General features: G+C 69.4%; 19 protein-coding genes. 15 read left to right on the top strand and 4 right to left on the bottom strand.

The window, feature by feature from the left end:
• Positions 1-109: 109 nt before the first annotated feature.
• From QLH51_RS16260 to QLH51_RS16280, 5 genes are all read left to right on the top strand, one after another.
• Positions 110-931 (top strand): helix-turn-helix domain-containing protein, encoded by an 822-nt coding sequence (locus QLH51_RS16260; protein WP_283514642.1) that lies wholly within the window; start codon positions 110-112, stop codon positions 929-931.
• Between the two features lie 68 nt (positions 932-999).
• Positions 1,000-1,986 (top strand): tetratricopeptide repeat protein, encoded by a 987-nt coding sequence (locus tag QLH51_RS16265; RefSeq protein WP_125661235.1) that lies wholly within the window; start codon positions 1,000-1,002, stop codon positions 1,984-1,986.
• A 355-nt stretch (positions 1,987-2,341) separates the two neighbouring features.
• Positions 2,342-3,463 (top strand): tRNA lysidine(34) synthetase TilS, encoded by a 1,122-nt coding sequence (gene tilS, locus QLH51_RS16270; protein WP_125661232.1) that lies wholly within the window; start codon positions 2,342-2,344, stop codon positions 3,461-3,463.
• A gap of 69 nt (positions 3,464-3,532) precedes the next feature.
• Positions 3,533-5,494: an ATP-dependent zinc metalloprotease FtsH gene (ftsH, locus tag QLH51_RS16275; protein ID WP_125661229.1), complete on the top strand. Its 1,962-nt coding sequence runs from the start codon at positions 3,533-3,535 to the stop codon at positions 5,492-5,494.
• 172 nt (positions 5,495-5,666) lie between these two features.
• Positions 5,667-7,592 carry a CocE/NonD family hydrolase gene (locus tag QLH51_RS16280; protein ID WP_125661226.1) on the top strand — a complete coding sequence of 642 codons (1,926 nt, stop codon included), beginning with the start codon at positions 5,667-5,669 and terminating at the stop codon, positions 7,590-7,592.
• A gap of 132 nt (positions 7,593-7,724) precedes the next feature.
• On the opposite strand, the gene QLH51_RS16285 is transcribed toward QLH51_RS16280, so the two are convergent.
• A complete protein-coding gene (locus QLH51_RS16285; protein ID WP_125661224.1) occupies positions 7,725-8,633 on the bottom strand; it encodes a prephenate/arogenate dehydrogenase family protein in 909 nt (302 codons plus the stop codon).
• Complete coding sequence (gene hisC, locus QLH51_RS16290; protein WP_125661221.1) at positions 8,633-9,727, bottom strand: histidinol-phosphate transaminase; 1,095 nt, start codon at positions 9,725-9,727, stop codon at positions 8,633-8,635. Before hisC ends, QLH51_RS16285 begins: the two co-directional genes overlap by 1 nt.
• Before the next feature lie 224 nt (positions 9,728-9,951).
• On the opposite strand from hisC, the gene metX reads away from it, so the two are divergent.
• From metX to QLH51_RS16310, 4 genes are all read left to right on the top strand, one after another.
• A complete protein-coding gene (metX, locus tag QLH51_RS16295) occupies positions 9,952-11,079 on the top strand; it encodes a homoserine O-acetyltransferase MetX (RefSeq protein ID WP_125661219.1) in 1,128 nt (375 codons plus the stop codon).
• Complete coding sequence (gene metW, locus QLH51_RS16300; protein ID WP_125661216.1) at positions 11,076-11,663, top strand: methionine biosynthesis protein MetW; 588 nt, start codon at positions 11,076-11,078, stop codon at positions 11,661-11,663. The genes metX and metW overlap by 4 nt, the downstream gene beginning before the upstream one ends.
• Positions 11,664-11,737: 74 nt before the next feature.
• Positions 11,738-12,454 (top strand): hypothetical protein, encoded by a 717-nt coding sequence (locus QLH51_RS16305; RefSeq protein ID WP_125661213.1) that lies wholly within the window; start codon positions 11,738-11,740, stop codon positions 12,452-12,454.
• A gap of 40 nt (positions 12,455-12,494) precedes the next feature.
• Complete coding sequence (locus QLH51_RS16310) at positions 12,495-13,289, top strand: DUF72 domain-containing protein (RefSeq protein ID WP_125661210.1); 795 nt, start codon at positions 12,495-12,497, stop codon at positions 13,287-13,289.
• Here QLH51_RS16310 and QLH51_RS16315 read toward each other — a convergent pair.
• Complete coding sequence (locus tag QLH51_RS16315) at positions 13,284-14,258, bottom strand: NAD(P)H-dependent glycerol-3-phosphate dehydrogenase (RefSeq protein WP_125661207.1); 975 nt, start codon at positions 14,256-14,258, stop codon at positions 13,284-13,286. The genes QLH51_RS16310 and QLH51_RS16315 overlap by 6 nt on opposite strands.
• Complete coding sequence (gene tsaD, locus QLH51_RS16320; protein ID WP_125661204.1) at positions 14,255-15,295, bottom strand: tRNA (adenosine(37)-N6)-threonylcarbamoyltransferase complex transferase subunit TsaD; 1,041 nt, start codon at positions 15,293-15,295, stop codon at positions 14,255-14,257. Before tsaD ends, QLH51_RS16315 begins: the two co-directional genes overlap by 4 nt.
• Before the next feature lie 84 nt (positions 15,296-15,379).
• On the opposite strand from tsaD, the gene hemC reads away from it, so the two are divergent.
• From hemC to QLH51_RS16350, 6 genes are read left to right on the top strand one after another with little or no spacing between them, the layout of a single operon-like run.
• The gene (hemC, locus tag QLH51_RS16325; protein ID WP_125661201.1) at positions 15,380-16,291 is read left to right on the top strand and encodes a hydroxymethylbilane synthase; all 912 of its coding nucleotides are present in this window, start codon (positions 15,380-15,382) and stop codon (positions 16,289-16,291) included.
• A complete protein-coding gene (locus QLH51_RS16330; RefSeq protein ID WP_125661198.1) occupies positions 16,288-16,959 on the top strand; it encodes a uroporphyrinogen-III synthase in 672 nt (223 codons plus the stop codon). Before hemC ends, QLH51_RS16330 begins: the two co-directional genes overlap by 4 nt.
• Before the next feature lie 30 nt (positions 16,960-16,989).
• Positions 16,990-17,910 (top strand): hypothetical protein, encoded by a 921-nt coding sequence (locus QLH51_RS16335; protein ID WP_125661195.1) that lies wholly within the window; start codon positions 16,990-16,992, stop codon positions 17,908-17,910.
• Positions 17,911-17,920: 10 nt separating this feature from the next.
• Positions 17,921-19,105: an acyl-CoA dehydrogenase gene (locus tag QLH51_RS16340; RefSeq protein ID WP_206429237.1), complete on the top strand. Its 1,185-nt coding sequence runs from the start codon at positions 17,921-17,923 to the stop codon at positions 19,103-19,105.
• Positions 19,105-19,608, top strand: coding sequence for a GNAT family N-acetyltransferase (locus QLH51_RS16345; protein ID WP_125661190.1), 504 nt, complete (start codon positions 19,105-19,107; stop codon positions 19,606-19,608). The genes QLH51_RS16340 and QLH51_RS16345 overlap by 1 nt, the downstream gene beginning before the upstream one ends.
• On the top strand, positions 19,605-20,711 hold the full coding sequence (locus tag QLH51_RS16350) for a CaiB/BaiF CoA transferase family protein (protein WP_125661187.1): 1,107 nt from the start codon (positions 19,605-19,607) through the stop codon (positions 20,709-20,711). The genes QLH51_RS16345 and QLH51_RS16350 overlap by 4 nt, the downstream gene beginning before the upstream one ends.
• The last annotated feature ends 111 nt before the right edge of the window (positions 20,712-20,822 follow it).

Raw genomic sequence — 20,822 nt, forward strand, 5'->3', positions numbered from 1 at the left:
TCCCCGTACTTTCCCCTCGGCCCCGCCCTCCGGCGTTGACAGCCGCAGCCCGCTGGCCGAAACCGCGTGTCGACCGGGGGCGGACAGCGGGTTTGGAAGGGTACGAATGATGGACGGCGACAGCACCACGGGCACGCCGCGGACGGCGGGCATGATGCTGCGGTCGGCACGCGAGGCGCAGGGCCTGACCCTGTCCGACATCGCGCAGCGCACCCGCATCCCGCTGCGCCACCTCGAAGCGGTCGAGGACGGCAAGTTTCAGGCGCTGCCGTCGATCACCTATGCGATGGGCTTCGGCCGCGCCTATGCCCGCGCCGTCAACATCGACGAGACCGAGGTCGCCCGCGCGCTGCGCGCCGAACTCGCCGCCAACTACCAGCGGCCCGAACCGTTGCAGGACCTCGAGCCGATCGACATGCGCCGCGGCCCCTCGGGCGGGCTGGTGGCGATCGCCGCCGCGGTCGCGATCGTGCTGCTGCTCGGCGTCGGCCTGTATTTCGGCACGTCGCTGTTCCGCCGCGACGAGGCGGTGACCGCACCCGCCGCGACCGTTGCCGGCGACCTCGGCATGCTGCCCTCGCCGACCCCGGCCGCCGGCCCGGCGGGCGGCGGCGCGCCGGCGACTGCGCCCGTACCCGCGGGCGGCGGGCAGGTGACGCTGACCGCGACCGGCCCGGCATGGGTCCGCATCTTCGACGACACCGGCACGCTGGTGAACAAGGAAATGGCGGCGAACGAGCGCTACGACGTACCGATGACCGCGAAGAACCCGCAGATCCGCACCGGCCGCCCCGACCTGATTACCGTCACCGTCAACGGATCGAACGTGCCGCCGCTCGGCACCGCCGAACGTGCGGTGACCGTCGGCATCAGCGCGGAGGCGCTGCGCGCGCGTGGCGCCGCCTCGCCCACGCCGACACCCGCCGGTTAAGCATGGCGACAGGTCGGTCACCTAGGGTCGCCACGTCCGTTCACCGCCATGCTCCGGGGGGAGTTTTCATGCGTCGTTTCAAAGCCCTGCCGCTCCTCGCTCTGCTCGCCGCCCTGCCGGCCGCGGCCCAGACCACGACCCAGATCGAGCCGCGCGTGAACAAGCTGGAGCGCGAGATGCGCGCGGTGCAGCGCAAGGTCTTCCCCGGCGGCGCGCCTAACCAGGTCGAACCGCAGATCACCGCGCCGACCCAGCCGACCGAAATCCCCGGCAGCCCGTCGAGCGGCCCGCTCGCCACGCTGACCTCGCGCGTCGACGCGCTCGAATCGCAGCAGCAGGCGCTGACCGGCCAACTCGAACAGGCGCAATACAAGCTGCGCCAGCTCGAATCGGCGTTCGAGGCGTACAAGGTGGCGACCGACACCCGGATCAAGGCCGTCGAAAGCACGGGCGCCCCGCCGATCGCGCCCGCCACCCCCGGCGCGGTCGCGGCGGCCGGCGATACCTCGACCGACACCCCGCCCCCGGCCCGCGGCCCCGGCAATGGCGGCGGCACGCTGGGCGGTGGCACGGTGCGTCCGCCCGCTGTCACCGCCCCCGCCGCAGCCGCCGATCCCGCCCGCGCCGCGCGCATCGCCGCGATCGAACGGGCGAATTCGGGCGACGCGGCGGAGGACGGCTATCTCTACGGCTTCCGCCTGTGGAGCGCGAAGCTCTATCCCGAAGCCATCGCCGCGCTGCGTCCGGTCGTGGCGAAATACCCGAAGCACCGCCGCGCCAGCTATGCCCAGAATCTGATCGGGCGGTCCTATCTCGACGACGGCAAACCCAGCCTCGCCAGCCGCGAATTCTACGACAACTACAAGAACATGCCCGAAGGCGAACGCGCTGCCGACAGCCTGTTCTATCTGGCGGACGCGCTGGTCAAGTTGAAGAAGACCAAGGAAGCCTGCGACGTCTATGGCGAGCTGACCGACGTCTATGGCGAAAAGATATCGGCGGGGATGAAGGCGGACGTCGCGAAGGGGCGCAGCGCCGCGAAATGCGCGGCGTAGGGTTCCCCCCGTTCGTGCTGAGCAAGGGCTGAGCACAGTCGAAGACCTGTATCGACAAGCTCGGCAGCTACTCGGGACGAACGGATTTGGATGTCGCTTCCCCTCCGTTCGGTTCGAGCAGCTTCGAGCGAAGTCGAGACGCGTCCGTCGAGAACGCCGCAGTTTGGGGCAACCCCTTCTCGACTTCGGTTCTCGACAAGCTCGAACCTCCGCTCGAAGCAAACGGATGGGGATGGCATAGGTCGAGCGGTACCGTTCCGACGGATCGCATGAGGCGGGGTAGCATGAACCGGACAGGTCCAACGCGCAGCAGGGCCCGCCACCTCGCTGTTGCAACGCATACGGCCACGCACCGATGACCCCACCACCCGAAGCCACCACCCGCTTCGCCACCGACCTGACGGCGCTCGCCACCGCCCCCGCACCCGACCGCCCGCTCGCGATCGCGGTCTCCGGCGGCCCCGACTCGATGGCGCTGCTGGCGCTCGCCGCCACCGCCTTCCCCGGCAGCGTGATCGCCGCCACAGTCGACCACCGCCTGCGCACCGCCTCGGCGCACGAAGCCGCGATGGTCGCGGGCTGGTGCGCGGCCCACGCCATCCCCCACGCCACGCTCCAGCCCGCAAAGCCCCCCGCCGGCGCCAGCCTTCAGGCACAGGCACGCCATGCCCGCTACGCGCTCCTCGCCGACTGGGCGCTGACCGCCCGCGCATCGGCGCTCGCCACCGCGCACCATGCCGACGATCAGGCCGAAACCTTCCTGATGCGCGCCGCCCGCGCCTCCGGTCCGGCGGGGCTGGCCGGCATCCGCCCGTATTGGGCATTTGATCCGGAGCGATGGCACCAAGCCTTCATTTCCCGCCCGCCCCACACGTCACCCCAGCGCAGGCCGGGGTCTCCCACGGTGGAACGCGACGCCAGACAACAGCAAGACCCCGGCCTGCGCCGGGGTGACCAGCAGGGGCACAGACCACGCCTCCCCATCGTCCGCCCGCTCCTGACGTGGCGCCGCAGCGACCTGCGCGCCCTCGCCGCCGACCTGCCCTTCATCGACGACCCGTCGAACACCGACCCGCGCCACGACCGCACCGCCGCCCGCGCGCTGCTGGCCGACGGCGACCTCGACCCGGTCGCGCTCGCCGCCAGCGCTGCGCACTGCCGCGACGTCGACGCGACACTCACCGAAACCGTCGACTGGCTCTGGCGCACCCGCCGCCGCGATGCCGAAGTTGGCACATGCCGCCTCGACATGACCGACCTGCCCCGCGAACTGCGCCGCCGACTCGCCCGCTGCGCGATCACCGCCGTCCGTCTCGACGGCGGCATCACCGAAGGCCAATGGTCCGATGCCGCCAATATCGAATCGCTGCTGACCGCGCTCGATTCGGGCAGAACAGCCACCCGGGCCGGCGTCCTCACCTCGGCAATCCGCGGAATCTGGCATTTCCGGCCCGCTCCGCCGCGCCGATCATGCTGATCGACGTTGTTCCATTGCCATTAACCCGGGCAAGCCTATCTTGGATGCACTGAGAGGTAGCACGTCCGCATGAACGATAACGACAAGCAGAACGGCCCCGAAAACAACGGCGGCAATCCGTGGATGAAGAGCCTGTTGATCTGGGTCGGCATCCTCGTGTCGCTGGCGATCTTTGTGCAGCTGTTCAACGGCCCGTCGACCCAGACCCAAGGGCAGGTGATCCCCTATTCGACCTTCCTGAACAAGGTCGACGAAGGGTCGGTCCGCGACGTCAGCATCGCGAAGAGCACGATCACCGGCACCTACACCAACGACGACAAGTTCCGCACCAACGCGCTGGACGATCCGAACCTGATCGAACGGCTGCGCCAGAAGAGCGTCGTCATGAATGCGCGTCCGGAGGAAGGGCCGAACATCTGGATGGCGATCCTCGTCCAGTCGCTGCCGTTCCTGCTGTTCCTTGGCATCGCCTTCTTCGTCCTGCGCCAGATGCAGAAGGGCGGCGGCGGTGGCGGCGCGATGGGCTTCGGCAAGTCGCGTGCGCGGATGTTGACGCAGAAGGAGGGCAAGGTCACGTTCGACGATGTTGCCGGCATCGACGAGGCACGGGCGGAGCTGACCGAGATCGTCGACTTCCTGAAGGACCCGACCAAGTTCGCGCGGCTGGGCGGCAAGATTCCGAAGGGTGCGCTGCTGGTCGGTTCGCCCGGTACCGGCAAGACGCTGCTCGCCCGCGCGATCGCGGGGGAAGCGGGCGTGCCGTTCTTCACCATCTCGGGTTCGGACTTCGTCGAAATGTTCGTCGGCGTCGGTGCCAGCCGCGTGCGCGACATGTTCGAACAGGCGAAGAAGTCGGCCCCCTGCATCGTCTTCATCGACGAAATCGACGCGGTCGGCCGCCATCGCGGTGCCGGCCTCGGCAATGGCAATGACGAGCGCGAGCAGACGCTGAACCAGTTGCTGGTCGAGATGGACGGGTTCGAGGCGAACGAGGGCATCATCATCGTCGCGGCGACAAACCGCCCCGACGTGCTCGATCCCGCGCTGCTGCGTCCGGGCCGTTTCGACCGGCAGGTCGTGGTCCCGCGCCCGGATATCGAGGGCCGGATCAAGATCCTGCAGGTCCACATGAAAAAGGTGCCGCTGGCGCCCGACGTCGATCCGCGCGTCATCGCGCGCGGCACGCCGGGCTTCTCGGGTGCTGACCTTGCCAACCTCGTCAACGAAGCGGCGCTGACGGCGGCGCGCAAGGGCAAGCGTCTCGTTGCGAACCAGGAGTTCGAGGAGGCCAAGGACAAGGTCATGATGGGTGCCGAACGGCGCTCGATGGTGATGACCGACGATGAAAAGCGGATGACTGCCTATCACGAGGCCGGCCATGCCATCGTCTCGCTCCACGAACCGGCGTCGGACCCGATCCACAAGGCGACGATCATCCCGCGCGGTCGTGCGCTGGGCATGGTGATGCGCCTGCCGGAACGGGATTCGTACAGCTATCACCGCGACAAGATGTACGCGAACCTGTCGGTCGCGATGGGCGGCCGCATCGCCGAGGAAATCATCTTCGGCTATGACAAGGTGTCGTCGGGCGCGTCGGGCGACATCCAGCAGGCGACGTCGCTCGCCCGCGACATGGTCACCCGCTGGGGCATGTCCGACGCGGTCGGCCCGGTCGAATATGGCGAACCGCAGGGCGAAAGCTTCCTCGGCTATTCGTCGTCGGCCCCGGCCCGCATGTCGAACAAGACCGCCGAGCTGATCGACAGCGAGATCAAGCGCATCGTCGAAGGTGGCCTCGATCGCGCACGGCAGGTGCTGACCGACCATGTCGATCAGCTGCACACGCTGGCGGGGGCCCTGCTCGAATTCGAAACCCTGTCGGGCGACGAGATCAAGCGGCTGATCGCGGGCGAGGATATCGGCCGCGACGAGGGAACGCCGTCCACGCCGCTGGCGGCCGGCGGCACCTCGATCCCCAAGACCCGCCGTCCGCGCGGCCCCTTCGGATCGCCGGCACCGCAGGGCGCCTGAACGCGCGATCCGTGCCAACTTCGGCGGCGGCGTCCCCTTCGAACGGAGGGGGCGCCGCTGGTCGTTCGTGGCTGGTATGCGCCAACTTCGTAACCTTCGAAACGGTTCGTATTGACTTCCCGCCCGCGCGGTCGAACGATGTAACATCGTCCCATCCGTGGAGCCGTCCCTCATGCGTATCCGTCCGCTTCTCCTCGCCTGCACCCTCGCGCTCGGCACCTCGACCCTCACCGCACAGACGACGCCCGGCCCCGACATTTGGCCGCCGAAGGGCGACATCCCGGCGAATTTCGTGCCCCCCACCGACAAATACGACTATGTGAAGCGCGAAGTGATGGTCCCGATGCGCGACGGGGTGAAACTGCACACGGTCATCATGATCCCGAAGGGCGCGGCCAACGCCCCGATCCTGCTGACCCGCACTCCCTATAACGCCTCGGGCCGCGTCGCCCGCTCGGACAGCACCAGCTACGTCGCCGCGCTTCCGGAAGGGGACGAGGTGTTCACCCGCGCCGGCTATATCCGCGTGTTCCAGGACATTCGCGGCAAATACGGGTCGGAGGGCGAGTACGTCGTCACCCGCCCGGTGCGCGGGCCGCTCAATCCTACCAACGTCGATCACGTCACCGACGCCTACGACACGATCGACTGGCTGGTGAACAAGGCGAATCTGCCCGAAAGCAACGGCCGCGTCGGCATGCTGGGGTCGTCGTACGAAGGCTTCACCGTCGTCATGGCGCTGCTGAACCCGCACCCCGCGCTCAAGGTCGCCGCACCGGAAAGCCCGATGATCGACGGCTGGATGGGCGACGACTGGTTCCATTACGGTGCGTTCCGTCTGGCCAATATCGGCTGGATCGGCAGCCAGACCGGCTACAAGGGCCCGGGAGCCGCGCCGCCCTCGACCACCTATGACGATTACGACCAGTTCCGGAACGTCGGCTCGGCGAACGACTGGGCCAAGGCGTCGGGCTATGCCCAGCTACCCTTCTGGCAGCGCTTCGTCGCCCATCCGTCCTACGACGACTATTGGCAGGGGCAGGCGCTCGACAAGCTGCTCGCCGCCAATCCCTCGAACGTCCCGACGATGTGGGAACAGGGCCTGTGGGATCAGGAGGACATGTACGGCGCGATCACCGCTTGGGAAGCGTTGAAGGCCAAGGGCAAGGGCGGCAACAACTTCCTCGTCATGGGTCCGTGGCGTCACAGCGGCGCGAACTATGACGGCTCGACGCTCGGCGACCTGAAGTTCAACGGCGACACCGCGCTGCAATGGCGCCAGAACTATCTCTTCCCGTTCTTCGACCAGTATCTGCGCGACGGCCGCCCGGCCTTCACTCCGCCGCAGGCGCTGGTCTACAACACCGGCGAGAACCACTGGGACGAACTGTCGCAATGGCCGCTCGCGTGCGAGAAGGGCTGCGCCGCGCCGCTCAAACCCATCTATCTCGGCGCCGACGGCGATCTCGGCTTCACCGCGGCAAGGGCGGGCGGCGACAGCTATGTCTCCGATCCCGCCAAGCCGGTCCCGCACCTCTCGCGCCCGGTCAATTTCGACGACGGCCGGTGGAAGGCGTGGCTGGTCAGCGACCAGCGCCACGTCGACGGTCGCGGCGACGTCATGACCTATCAGACGCCGGTGCTGACCCAGCCGGTCAAGGTCGCCGGTGCGCCGATCGCCGATATCTTTGCCAGGACGACCGGCACCGACGGCGACTTCGTGGTGAAGGTGATCGACGTCTATCCCGACGTCGTGCCGGGCCAGCCGGCGATGGGCGGATACCAGCTGCCGATCAGCCTCGACATCTTCCGGGGCCGCTATCGCAATGACTTCGCCAAACCCTCGGCAATCCCGGCGAACAAGACGCAGCGTTACCGCTTCCGCCTGCCGACGGTGAACCATGTGTTCCAGCCGGGGCACCGCATCATGGTACAGGTCCAGTCGTCGCTGTTCCCGCTCTACGACCGCAATCCGCAGACCTATGTCCCGAACATCTTTACCGCACCCAAGGACGCGTACAGGAAGGCGACGGTGACGATCGAGCGCGGCGGCAGCAGCCCGAGTGCGGTATGGCTACCAGTGGTAGCGGCGAAGTAACGGCGGGCGCTGAATCCGAAACCGTCACCCCAGCGCAGGCTGGGGTCTTCCCTTTGGTTGGCGGATCGCCCGTCACGAGGAGACCCCAGCCTGCGCTGGGGTGACGCTCTTGGCAGGTAGGGGAAGAAAGCTCTACCCGTGATCCCGCCCGAAATCCTCGCGCGCGTCGTCCTGTCCCTGTTCGACGATCGACCGCCGGATCGCGCGCGTCCGGGTGAACAGGTCGAACAGCTCTTCGCCCTTGTCCCAGCGGATCGCGCGTTGCAGCGCCGACAGGTCCTCTGAAAAGCGCTGGAGCATCGCCAGCACCGCATCCTTGTTCGCGAGGAACACGTCGCGCCACATCGTCGGATCGGACGCGGCGATGCGGGTGAAGTCGCGGAACCCGCCCGCCGAATATTTGATGACCTCGCTCTGCGTCACCGTCTCCAGATCGGACGCGGTACCGACGATGGTATAGGCGATCAGGTGCGGCAGATGGCTGGTCACCGCCAGCACGAGGTCGTGGTGCTGCGCGTCCATCGTATCGATATCGGCGCCTAGCCGCCGCCAGAACTCGGCGACGCGTTCGACCGCCATCGGATCGGCATCGGCGGCAGGGGTCAGGATGCACCAACGGCCCTTGAACAGCGTGGCGAAGCCCGCGTCCGGCCCGCTGCGCTCGGTCCCCGCCACGGGATGCGCGGGCACCACCGCCACGCCCGGCAGCACGTCGGCCAGCGCAGCGGCGATGCCCGCCTTGCTCGACCCGACATCGCTGACGACCACCCCCACGGGCAGGTCGGCGGCGATTTCGGCGGCGACCGCACCGATCGACCCGACCGGCACGCACAATATGACGAGATCGGCATCGATCACCGCCGCGCCGGCATGATCGGCGCAGTCGTCGACCAGCCCGAGCGCGCGCACCTGCTCGCGCACCCCGGCCGACGCGTCATGGCCGGTCAGGCGCACCGTCGGCATGTCGGCACGCACCGCGCGCGCGATCGACGATCCGATCAGCCCCAGCCCGATGATGGCGACCCGTGCGAACGGCAGCATCAGCCGCCCACGATCTCGCGCAGCGCCGCTGCCACGCCGCGCACCTCCGCCTCGGTCCCGATCGAGATGCGCAGACCGTTGGCGAGGTTCTGCCCGGGCAGCCAGCGGACGATGAAGCCCTTGTCCATCAACGCCTGATAGGCGTCGCCGGCGGCGACCGGCCCTTCGAACAGCACCAGCACGAAATTCGCCTTCGACGGCACGGCGCGCAGGCCGGCATTGCCCAGCGCAGCGATCTCGCCTTCGAACCACGTCCGCCACTGGCGGTTGTGCGCACGGCTCGCCTCGACGAAACCCTTGTCGCGGATCGCGGCGATCGCCGCCTGCTGCCCGGCGGTGGTCACGTTGAACGGCGCGCGGATGCGGTGCATCGCATCGATCGCTTCCGCCGAACCATAGCCCCAGCCGATCCGCTCGGCGGCAAGGCCGTGGATCTTCGAAAAGGTCCGCGTCACCAGCACGTTGGGCCGCGACTTCGCCAGTTCGAGCCCGTGATCGTCCTCGGCCGGTTCGAGATACTCGGCATAGGCCTGATCCAGCACCAGCAACACGTCCGACGGCAACGCGGCATGCAGCCGGGCGATCTCGGCACGCGGTGCGAAGGTACCGGTCGGATTGTTCGGGTTGGCGACGAATACGACGCGGGTGCGGTCGGTCACGCAGGCGAGGATCGCGTCGACGTCGGTCGCATGGTCCTTGTCCGGCGCGATCACCGGGGTCGCGCCGACCCGCCGCGTCGCGATCTCGTACACCGCAAAGCCATAGCGGACGAAGATCACCTCGTCGCCCGGCCCGGCATAGGCGCCGGCGGCAAGGTGCAGCACCTCGTCCGATCCGGTGCCATAGATGATCCGCGCCGGGTCCAGCCCATGTGCCTGCCCGATCGCCACGCGCAGGTCGGCGGCGGCGGCATCGGGATAGCGTTCAAGGCTGCGGTCGGCTGCGGCGAAGGCGGCACGGGCGTGGGGCGAGGTGCCGAGCGGATTCTCGTTCGACGACAGTTTCGCCACCTGCCGCCCGTCGTCGGTCTTCGACCGGCCGGGGACATAGGGGGCGATGTCGAGGATCCAGGGCTTGGGAACAGGTGCGGTCATGGGCACGGGCACTGGCAAATGCCGCCGCGTAACGCAAGGTTCGGGGCTGGAGTGTATCTATGGGAACCGCCCCTTTATCGGCATCCCCGCGCAGGCGGTGTTGCATAGCCGCAGCGGCTGCGCCTCCGGCAGGAACGTCAGCAGACATGGATTCCCGCCTGCGCGGGAATGACGATGGGTCCCCGACCCTTGAACCCGCCGCGCCACGCATTTACCGCACGCCGATGGATTCCCGTTTCGGTCCCGATCGCCGCGCGACGCTCGCCACTCCGCTCGCGCTGGATGGCGGCGCGACCTTGCCCGCGATCGACATCGCCTACGAAACCTATGGCACGCTGTCGCCGGCGCGCGACAATGCGGTCCTGATCTGCCACGCGCTGACCGGCGACCAGCATGTCGCCTCTACCCACCCGCGCACCGGCAAGCCGGGATGGTGGTCGCGGATGATCGGGCCGGGCAAGCCGATCGATCTGAACCGGCATTTCGTCATCTGTTCGAACGTGCTGGGCAGTTGCATGGGTTCGTCGGGCCCGGCGAGCGTCGATCCGGCGACCGGCAGTCCGTATGCGATGCGTTTTCCGGTGCTGACCATCCGCGACATGGTGCGTGCGCAGGGGATGCTGCTCGACCATCTCGGCATCGACCGCCTTCGCGCGGTGGTCGGCGGGTCGATGGGCGGGATGCAGGCGCTGTCATGGGCGGCGACGCTGCCCGAGCGGGTTGAAGCGGTGGTGGTGATCGCATCTACCGCGCGCCATTCGGCGCAGAACATCGCGTTCCACGAGGTCGGCCGCCAGGCGATCATGGCCGATCCCAACTGGCGCGGCGGCGACTATTACGCCGACGGATCGCCGCCCGCCGCCGGGTTGTCGGTGGCGCGGATGGCGGCGCACATCACCTATCTGTCCGAAGCGGGGCTGACTGCCAAGTTCGGCCGCAAGCTGCAGGTGCGGGCCAATGGACAGGCGGGTGCCAAGACGTTCGGCTTCGACGCCGATTTCCAGATCGAAAGCTATCTGCGGCATCAGGGCCTGGCGTTCACCGACCGGTTCGACGCGAACTCGTACCTCTACATCACTCGCGCGCTCGATTATTTCGATCTGGCCGAGGAGCATGGCGGAGTGCTGGCCAATGCATTCCGCGCGACGAAGGCGCGGTTCTGCGTGGTCAGTTTCGACACCGACTGGCTGTATCCGACCGCCGAGTCGCGCAATATCGTCCATGCGCTGAACGCCGCCGGGGCGCCGGCCAGCTTCGTCGAACTGTCGTCGCCGTTCGGGCACGATGCGTTCCTGCTCGATTCGCCGGAACTCGACCGGATCATGCGCGGCTTCCTGGAGGGACGGGCATGAGCCTGCGTCCCGACCTCGCCATCATCGCCGCACATGTCGCACGCGGCAGCCGGGTGCTCGACGTCGGCTGCGGCGACGGTCAGTTGATGGTGGCGCTGCGCGACGAACGCCGCGTCGACGCACGCGGGCTGGAGATCGATCCCGGCAATGTCGCCGATGCGATGGCCCGCGGTCTGTCGGTCATGCAGGGGGATGCCGACCGCGACCTCGCCGACTATCCCGACGCCAGCTTCGACTATGCGATCCTCAGCCAGACGCTGCAGACCGCGATGCGGCCGCATGTCGTGCTCGACCATCTGCTGCGCATCGGCGCGCAGGCGTTCGTGTCCTTTCCCAATTTCGCGCACTGGCGGGTGCGCGCGTCGCTGTTGTGGGGCGGGCGGATGCCGGTGACGACGCTGTTGCCGCTCGAATGGTATGAGACGCCGAACATCCACCACCTGACGATCGACGATTTTCGCGCTTATGTCGCGAAACAGGGCATTACCGTGGTCGATGCTTGGTTCCTGTCGGGGGGCAAGCGGACGACCGCGGCGGCGGCGAATTTCCGGGCCGAGCATGCGGTGTTCCTGCTCAAACGCTGACGCCGCGTTAACCATTGTGAAGGCTTTGACGCCGATATTTCCGACTGTCGGGGGACAAGACGGGAATCGGTTCGATGCGTACACGCCTGCTCCTGCTCGCTGCCTGTGGTGCCGCGCTGCTCCATGGCTGCGCGCGCAAGACGCCAGAGGTCGCGGTGGTCACGCCGCCCCCGGTACCGGTCGCTGCGGCACCTGCGCCGAAGCCCAGACCGCCGCTGGGCGCAGCCGTCAACCTCACCATTCCCGCCATTCTGTCCGACGGCAACTATGCGACGCCGAACCATGCGCTCTCGGCGGATGCCGCGGTGTGGCATTTGCGATCGGCGCTGAACGTCGCCGCGCTCCAGTGCGACGTCGCCGACCCGACCGGGGTCGCGCAGTATAACCGGTTGCTGAAGATCCATGCCAGGCGCTTCGCCGCCGCGCACAAGGCGCTGGAGGCCGAATACCGCCGCGGCGGTGGCGACTGGCAGGACCGGTTCGACGACGCGATGACGCGGGTCTACAACTATTTCGCCCAGCCGCCGGTGCGCGACCGGTTCTGCGCCACCGCGCTGCCGATGCTGGCGCAGGTCGCCGACATGCCTGCGGACGGGATCGATGCGTTCGCCGCACCGGGCATCGCCTCGCTCGACCAGCCGTTCGTCGATTTCTACCGCGCATACGACCGGTATCGCGTCGAGCTGGCGGCGTGGCAGGCGGGACAGGTGCCGAAGCTGGCGGTCGATCCGCAGGTGCTGGTGGCGTCGACCGACGTGACCGGCGGCGGGTACCGGATGGCGGCGCGCTGAATCGCTTGTCAGCCGCGCCAGCGCGCGCCACGATCCGCCGATGACACAGGCTCCCATTCGCATCGGCATCGGCGGCTGGAGCTTTCCGCCGTGGCGCGGCACCTTCTATCCCAAGAAGCTGGCGCAGAAGCGCGAGCTGGAATTCGCCTCGCGCGCCGTGACCGCGATCGAGATCAACGCGACCTATCACGGCACGCAGAAGCCGGCGAGCTTCGCCAACTGGGCGGCGACCGCGCCCGACGGCTTCGTCTTCGCGGTCAAGGCGTCGCGATATTGCACCAACCGCAAGGTGCTGGCCGAGGCGGAGGAATCGATCGCGAAGTTCGTCGGTTCGGGCATCACCGAGCTGGGCGACAAGCTCGGCCCGATCCTGTGGCAGTTCATGGCGACGAAGAAGTTCGACGTCGACGACTTCGCCGCGTTCCTCGCGCTGCTGCCGGGTGTCCATGCCGGCGTGACGCTGCGCCACGCCGTGCAGGTGCGCCACGACAGCTTCGCCGTGCCCGAATTCGTGGCGATGGCGCGCAAGGCGGGGGTGGCGATCGTCCATGCCGATTCGGCCGATTATCCCGCGATCGCCGACGTGACCGGCGACTTCGCCTATGCGCGCCTGGAAAATGCGCAGGAGGACATCGCGACCGGTTATGACGACGCCGCGCTCGATCGCTGGGCGACCGCCGCGCGGACGTGGGCAAGCGGCGGGGCGCCGGAGGGGCTTCCCTATGTCGACGCCTCTCCGCCGGCAAGGACTCCCCGTGAAACCTTCGTCTTCTTCATCAACGGGGCGAAGGTGCGGGCGCCTGCCGGTGCACAGGCACTGATCGCGCGGCTATAGCCCTTCGGGGCGCAGCGGACGGCTGAGCAGCGTATCGATCACCTCGCCGACCGGCGTTCCGGCCAGCAGCGCGCCGACCGCGGCGGTGACCGGCATGTCGACCCCGGCCTGCGCCGCCGCCTCGCACAGCACCGGTGCGGTGAACGCCCCTTCCGCGACCGTGCGGCGATCGGACAGCAGTCCGGCGGCGGCGCGCCCCTGCCCCAGTCCCACGCCCAGCGAATAGTTGCGCGACGCGGTCGAGGAGCAGGTCAGCACCAGATCGCCCAACCCCGACAGCCCGGCCAGCGTTTCCACGCGGGCGCCACGTGCCAGGCCGAAGCGGGTCATTTCGGCAAAACCGCGCGCGATCACCGAGGCGCGCGCATTCTGCCCGAGCCCCGCGCCCTCGACCACGCCGCAGGCGATGGCGAGGACGTTCTTCACCGCGCCGCCGATCTCCGCGCCGATGACGTCGTCGCTGGCGTAAGGGCGGAAGGCCGGCGCGGCGAGCCGCTCGGCCAGCCGGTCGCGCAAGGCCGCATCGGCGCAGGCAAGGGTAACCGCCGTCGGCTTGCCCGCCGCGACCTCGTGCGCGAAGGTCGGACCGGACAGGACCGCGACCGGCGCCTGGGGATGGACCGCACGGGCGACCTCGCCCACCAGCATCCGCGTCCCCGCCTCGATCCCCTTCGCGCACAACACCAGCGCGCGGGTGCCGACGTCGATCGCCGACAGGACGCTGCGGACATGCTGTGCCGGCGCGACGACCAGCAGCGCCCCGACATCGTCCAGCGCGGCGACGTCGGTCGTCGCATGGATCGCGCTGGACAGGGTGACGCCGGGCAAGAAGATCGGGTTGGTGTGGGTGGCGTTGATCGCCTGCGCCACTTCGTCCTCGCGCACCCACAGGGTGACGTCGCCACCGCGCGCTGCGACCTGTGCCAGCGCGGTGCCCCATGCCCCGCCGCCGATGACCCCGATCTTCATGCCTTCACTCCTGCCCCGCGCACCTTCTGCGCCGACGGATCGAGCGGCCAGCGCGGGCGCGCTGCCACGTCCAGTGGATCGCTGTGCCCGGCCATGAACCGCTCCGCCCCGGCCCATGCGATCATCGCCGCATTGTCGGTACACAGCCAGAGCGGCGGCGCGACGAAGCGCAGGCCATTGGCAGCCGCCAACCCTTCCAGCGCACCGCGCACCGCGCGATTGGCGGCGACCCCGCCCGCGACCACGAGCGCGCTGACCGGCCCGGCCAGCGCCAGCGCGAGGCGGGTGCGATCCAGCAGGCAGTCGACCACCGCCTGCTGGAACGATGCGGCGATGTCCGCGGTCGAGTGGATGCCGGCATCGTGCGCACGCAGCACCGCGCTTTTCAGCCCGGCGAACGAGAAATGCGGGTCGGGCGTGCCGAGCAATGGCCGTGGCAGCGGAACGGCGGTCGCATCGCCGTCCAGTGCCGCCGCCTCGACCCGCGGGCCACCGGGATAGCCGAGGCCGAGCACCTTCGCGGTCTTGTCGAACGCCTCGCCCGCCGCATCGTCGATCGTGGTGCCCAGCCGACGATATTGCCCGACGCCGTCGACGCGCAGCAACTGGCAATGGCCGCCCGATACCAGCAGCAGCAGATAGGGATAGGCGAGGTCGGGGTCGGTCAGCCGTGGCGAAAGGGCATGCCCCTCCAGATGATTGACCGCGACCAGCGGCTTGCCGGCCGCCAGCGCCAGCGCCTTGGCGGTGACCAGTCCGACCATGACGCCACCGATCAGCCCCGGCCCGGCGGTGGCGGCGATCGCATCGACCTGGCTGAGGGCGACACCGGCATCGGCCAGCGCGCCCTCGACCAGCGAGGGCAGGATCTCGACATGGGCGCGCGCAGCGATTTCGGGGACGACCCCGCCATAAGGGGCGTGCGCGGCTTCCTGTCCGGCGAGGCGGTGCGACAGGATCGTGCGGTCGCCGCGGACGAGCGCGACGGCGGTTTCGTCGCAACTGGATTCGATACCGAGGATGAGGGGGTTGGCCATTGCGTCGGCTTTAGCGCGGATTGGGGCGGGTAAGAAAGGTTGGTTCACCTTGCCCCGATCGCGCCCGATGCGTAGCGAGCAGCGATGACGTTCAAACTAGGCACGCGCGGATCGCCGCTGGCGCTGGTGCAGGCGCATGCCACGCGCGATGCGCTGGCGCTGGCGCACCGGATCGACCCGGCCGGGATCGAGATCGTGACGATCCGCACCACCGGCGACCGGGTACAGGACCGCGCGCTGGCCGAGATCGGCGGCAAGGCGCTGTGGACCAAGGAACTCGACCGCGCGCTGTGCTGCGGGGATATCGACGCGGCGGTCCATTCGATGAAGGATGTCGAGACGATCCGCCCGACCGAAATCCGGATCGCAGCGATGTTGCCGCGCGCCGACGTGCGCGACCGGCTGGTCGGGATCGCGGCGCTGGCCGACCTGCGGGCGAACGGCGTCGTCGGCACCAGCAGTCCGAGGCGGGCGGCACAGATATTGAGCCACCGCCCCGATGCCCGGATCGTGCTGTTTCGCGGCAATGTCGACACGCGGCTGGCGAAGTTGGCGGCGGGGGAGGTCGATGCGACGCTGCTCGCCGCCGCCGGACTGGCCCGGCTGGGGCGGCACGATGTCGGCACCGCGATCGATACCGACACGATGCTGCCCGCTCCGTCACAGGGTGCGGTCGGGATCGAGGTGCGCGCCGAGGACGATGCCGCGCTCGCGTTCGTCCGCGCGGTCGACCATTTGCCCACGCATCAGGCGGTGCGCGCCGAACGCGGGTTCCTGGCGGCGCTGGGGGCCGATTGCCATTCGCCGGTGGGCGCGCTGGCAACGATCGAGGGCGACGTGCTGACGCTGCGCGCACAGTTGCTGGCACAGGACGGCAGCGCGCAGATATCGGACGGCAGCAGCGGAGCGATCGACGACATCGACCTGCCGCGCGCGCTGGCCGAGACGATGCTGGCGCGCGCCCCCGACAGCGTGGCGCGGCTGTTCGCACGGTGAGCCTGCCGCTGGCGGTGCTGCGTCCCGAACCGGGCAATGCCGCCACGGCGCAGGCGATCGAGGCGATCGGCCGGCGGGCGATCCGCCTGCCGCTGTTCCGCATCGTGCAGCTGCCATGGGGAGCGCCGACGGCGGGGGCGCACGACGCGCTGATCCTGACCAGTGCCAATGCGGTGCGACAGGCCGGGGCGGCCCTGAGCAGCTATGCGGCCCTGCCGGTACATGCGGTGGGCGCGGCGACGGCGGCGGCGGCGCGGGCGGCGGGGCTGCGGGTCGTGGCGACCGGCGATGCCGACGGGCAGGCGCTGCTCGACGCGGCGGCGCAGGCGGGGGTGCGCCGCGCGCTGCTGCTGACCGCGCGCGACCGGGCGGTCGGGCGGCATCCGGTGCTGTCGGCGGTGCGTGCGGTCTATGCAAGCGAGGCGATGGCGGATGTCGACCCGGCCATGCTCGCCGGATCGGTCGCGCTGGTCCATTCGCGACGCGCGGCGCTGCGGCTGGCGGAACTGGTCGCCGATCGCCGCGCCATCGCGGCGGCTGCGATCGCCCCGGCGGTCGCGGCCGCGCTGGGCGACGGGTGGCGCGCGATAGCCATTGCCGGGCGGCCGGACGATGGCGGGGTCGTCGCGGCGGCGGCGGCGCTGGCGGAGCGGCTCGCCCACGATTGACCCGGCGGACGGGCGCGGGGATAAGGCGGCATGACCAGCGAAGATCCGCCCTTCCCGACGATCCACAGCCCGCGGCGGCGGGGCAGCGGAGGCTGGCTGGCGATCGCACTCATCGCCTTCGCGATCGGGATCGGCGCCACGCTGATGGTGCTGCGCTACATTGCGCCACGGCTGGGCTGGACCGCGCAGCAGGTCGCGAGCGTGCCGGGTGCGCTGCCGACGCCGCTCGCCACCGCCGCCGCCCCGCCGACGCAGGTCACCGCGCTCCCCATCCTGTCGGCGCGCGAGGCGGCGCTGGCCGCACGGATCGCCGATCTGGAGACACGGATCGTCGGGCTGGACAGCAGCGCGCGCAACGCGGCGGGCTATGCCACCCGCGCGGAAGACATGATGGTGATCGTCGCCACGCGCCGCGCGCTCGACCGGGGACGGCCGCTCGACTACCTCGAACAGCAGCTGCGCGACCGGTTTGGCGGCAGCCGGCCCGATGCGGTGCGGACGCTGGTCGCCAGCGCGCAGGCGCCCGTGACGCTTGACGACCTGCGCAGCGCGCTGGACGCGGTGGCGACGCCGCTGGTGGCGGGCACGTCGAACGAGGGCTGGTGGCAATCGGTACGCCGCGAGTTCGGCCAGTTGATCGTGCTGCGCCAGGGGACGACGCCCAGCAGCCGCCCGGTCGACCGTCTCGATCGCGCACGCCGCCGGCTGGACACCGGACAGGTCGAGCTGGCGATGGCAGAGATCGAGCGGATGCCCGGTGCCGCCAGCGCCGCCGGCTGGACCGCCGCCGCCAGGCGCTATGTCGATGCCCGCAAGGCGCTGGTCGACCTCGAATCGGTGGCGCTCACCACCCCGCGCCCGGCGCCGATCGCCCCGCCGGTGATCGTGCAGCCCGCCCCCGCCCAACCGGATTCCCCGGCCGACACCGATCCGGTCGGCCAGACGCTGTAAGGACATCATCATGGCCGATATGGGCCGGTTCGACTGGCAAGACCCCTTCGCCCTCGACGCGCAGCTGACCGACGAGGAACGGATGGTCCGCGACGTGGCGCATGGCTATGCCCGCGGGAAGCTGTTGCCGCGCGTCACCCGCGCCTTCCTCGACGAGGATTTCGCGCGCGAGATCATGGTCGAGATGGGGTCGCTGGGCCTGTTGGGCGTGACGATCGATCCCCGGTTCGGCGGCGCGGGCATGGGCTATGTCGCATACGGCCTGGTCGCGCGCGAGGTGGAGGCGGTCGATTCGGGCTATCGCAGCGCGATGAGCGTGCAGTCGAGCCTCGTGATGCATCCGATCAACGCCTATGGATCGGACGCGCAGAAGGCGAAGTATCTGCCGAGGCTGGCCAGCGGCGAATGGGTCGGGTGTTTCGGGCTGACCGAACCCGATGCCGGGTCGGACCCGGCGGGCATGCGGACGCGGGCCGAAAGGATCGATGGCGGATACCGCATCAGCGGCGCCAAGATGTGGATCACCAATTCGCCGATCGCCGACGTGTTCGTGGTGTGGGCGAAGTCCGACGCGCATGACGGCAAGATCCGCGGCTTCGTGCTGGAAAAGGGCATGGCCGGACTGTCGGCGCCGAAGATCGAAGGCAAGCTGTCGCTGCGCGCGTCGATCACCGGCGAGATCGTGATGGAGGGCGTGGAGGTCGGCGAGGACGCGCTGCTGCCGCATGTCGAGGGGCTCAAGGGGCCGTTCGGCTGCCTCAACCGGGCGCGCTACGGCATCGCATGGGGCACGATGGGCGCGGCGGAGTTCTGCATGCACGCCGCGCGGCAATATACGCTCGACCGCAAGCAGTTCGGCGTGCCGCTGGCGTCGAAGCAGCTGGTACAGCTGAAACTGGCCGATATGCAGACCGAGATCGCGCTGGGGCTGCAGGCGGCGCTGCGGGCCGGGCGGATGTTCGACGACGGGCTGCTGGCGCCGGAAGCGATCAGCATCATCAAGCGCAACAATTGCGGCAAGGCGCTGGCCATCGCCCGCGTCGCGCGCGACATGCATGGCGGCAACGGCATCGCCGCCGAGTTCCACGTGATGCGCCATGCCATCAACCTCGAGACGGTCAACACGTACGAGGGGACGCACGACGTCCATGGGCTGATCCAGGGGCGGGCGATCACCGGGATCGCCGCGTTCTGATGCACCGCCAGCCGGAGCTGGTCGGCGATCTGGTCCGGGTATCGCCGAGCGTGCCCGACGATTACGCCGCGCTGTATGCGGTCGCATCGGACCCGGCGATCTGGGACCAGCATCCCGCGCACGACCGGTGGCGGCCGGAGGTGTTCCGCGCGTTCTTCGACGACGGGATGGCGACCGGCGGCATGCTGACGATCCGCGACGCGGGCGACGGCACGGTGATCGGGGCGACACGCTATGTCCCCGCCGGGTCCGATGCGGTGGAGATCGGCTGGACCTTCCTTGCGCGCAGCCATTGGCGGCGGGGCTATAATCGCGAATTGAAGCGGCTGATGATCGACCATGCGTTGGCTGAGGTCGCGGCGGTGCGGTTCAGCGCGGGGATCGACAACCACCGGTCGCGGGCGGCGATCGAGGCGCTGGGCGCGACCGAACTGCCCGAGGCGATGGTCGAGCGCGGCGGGCAGATCGTGCCGCGCATCCTCTACGAACTGCGCCGGCGGTGAAGCCGCTGGCCGGCGTCCGCGTGGTCGAACTGGCGCGCATCCTCGCCGGGCCATGGTGCGGACAGTTGCTCGCCGATCTGGGCGCGGAGGTGGTAAAGGTCGAGCGGCCGGGCACGGGCGACGACACGCGCCACTGGGGACCGCCCTTCGTCACCGCCCCGGACGGTTCGAACCGCGACGCGGCCTATTTCCACGCCACCAACCGCGGCAAGCGATCGGTGGCGATCGATATCGCGTGTGCCGAGGGGCAGGCAGAGGTCCGCGCGCTGGTGACACAGGCCGATGTGGTGATCGAGAACTACAAGGTCGGCGGCCTCGCGAAATACGGCCTCGACCACGGCGCGCTGTCGGCGGTGCGGCCGGGGCTCATCACCTGTTCGATCACCGGCTTCGGCCAGACCGGTCCCTATGCGCATCGCGCCGGCTACGACTTCATCATCCAGGCGATGGGCGGGGCCATGTCGCTGACCGGCGAGCCCGACGGCGCGCCGCAAAAGGCCGGGGTCGCCTATGCCGACCTGTTCACCGGGGTCTATTCGGCGGTCGCGATACTCGCCGCGCTGCGCCGACGCGACCTGACCGGCGAGGGCGCGCAGATCGACATGGCGCTGCTCGACACGCAGGTCGCGGTACTCGGCAACCAGGCGCTGAACTGGCTGGCGAGCGGGACCGTGCCGACGCGGATGGGCAACGGCCACCCCAACCTGACCCCGTATCAGACGTTCGAGACCGCCGACGGGGCGCTCGTCATCGCGGTCGGCAATGACGGACAGTTCGCACGGCTGTGCGGATTCCTCGGCCTCGACCTGCACACGGACGCGCGCTTCGCGACCAATCCGGCGCGGGTGGTCCATCGCCGCCAGATGATCCCCGCGGTGCAGGCGGCCGTCGCCGGCTGGCGCAAGGCCGATCTGTACGAGGCGCTGGAGGCGGCGGGCATCCCCGCCGGCCCGATCAACGCGCTGGACGAGGTATTCGCCGACCCGCAGGTGGTGGCGCGCGGCATGGCGATCCGCCCCGACGGGCTGCCCGGACTGGCCGGACCGATCGTGATCGACGGCGAGCGGATGGTCGCCGAACATGGCGCGCCCGCCCGCCCCTGACCGCCAAAGGTCACGAAAGTCACACTCGTGCGCCAATCGGCGACACGTCACACCGGCGGCGTTCGCAGCGACTGTCAAAGAGCGGGCGCAGGTCGCGCGTCGACGATCATG

This window comes from Sphingomonas sp. 2R-10, from assembly GCF_030062225.1.
In the GTDB taxonomy this organism is placed as follows: domain Bacteria; phylum Pseudomonadota; class Alphaproteobacteria; order Sphingomonadales; family Sphingomonadaceae; genus Sphingomonas.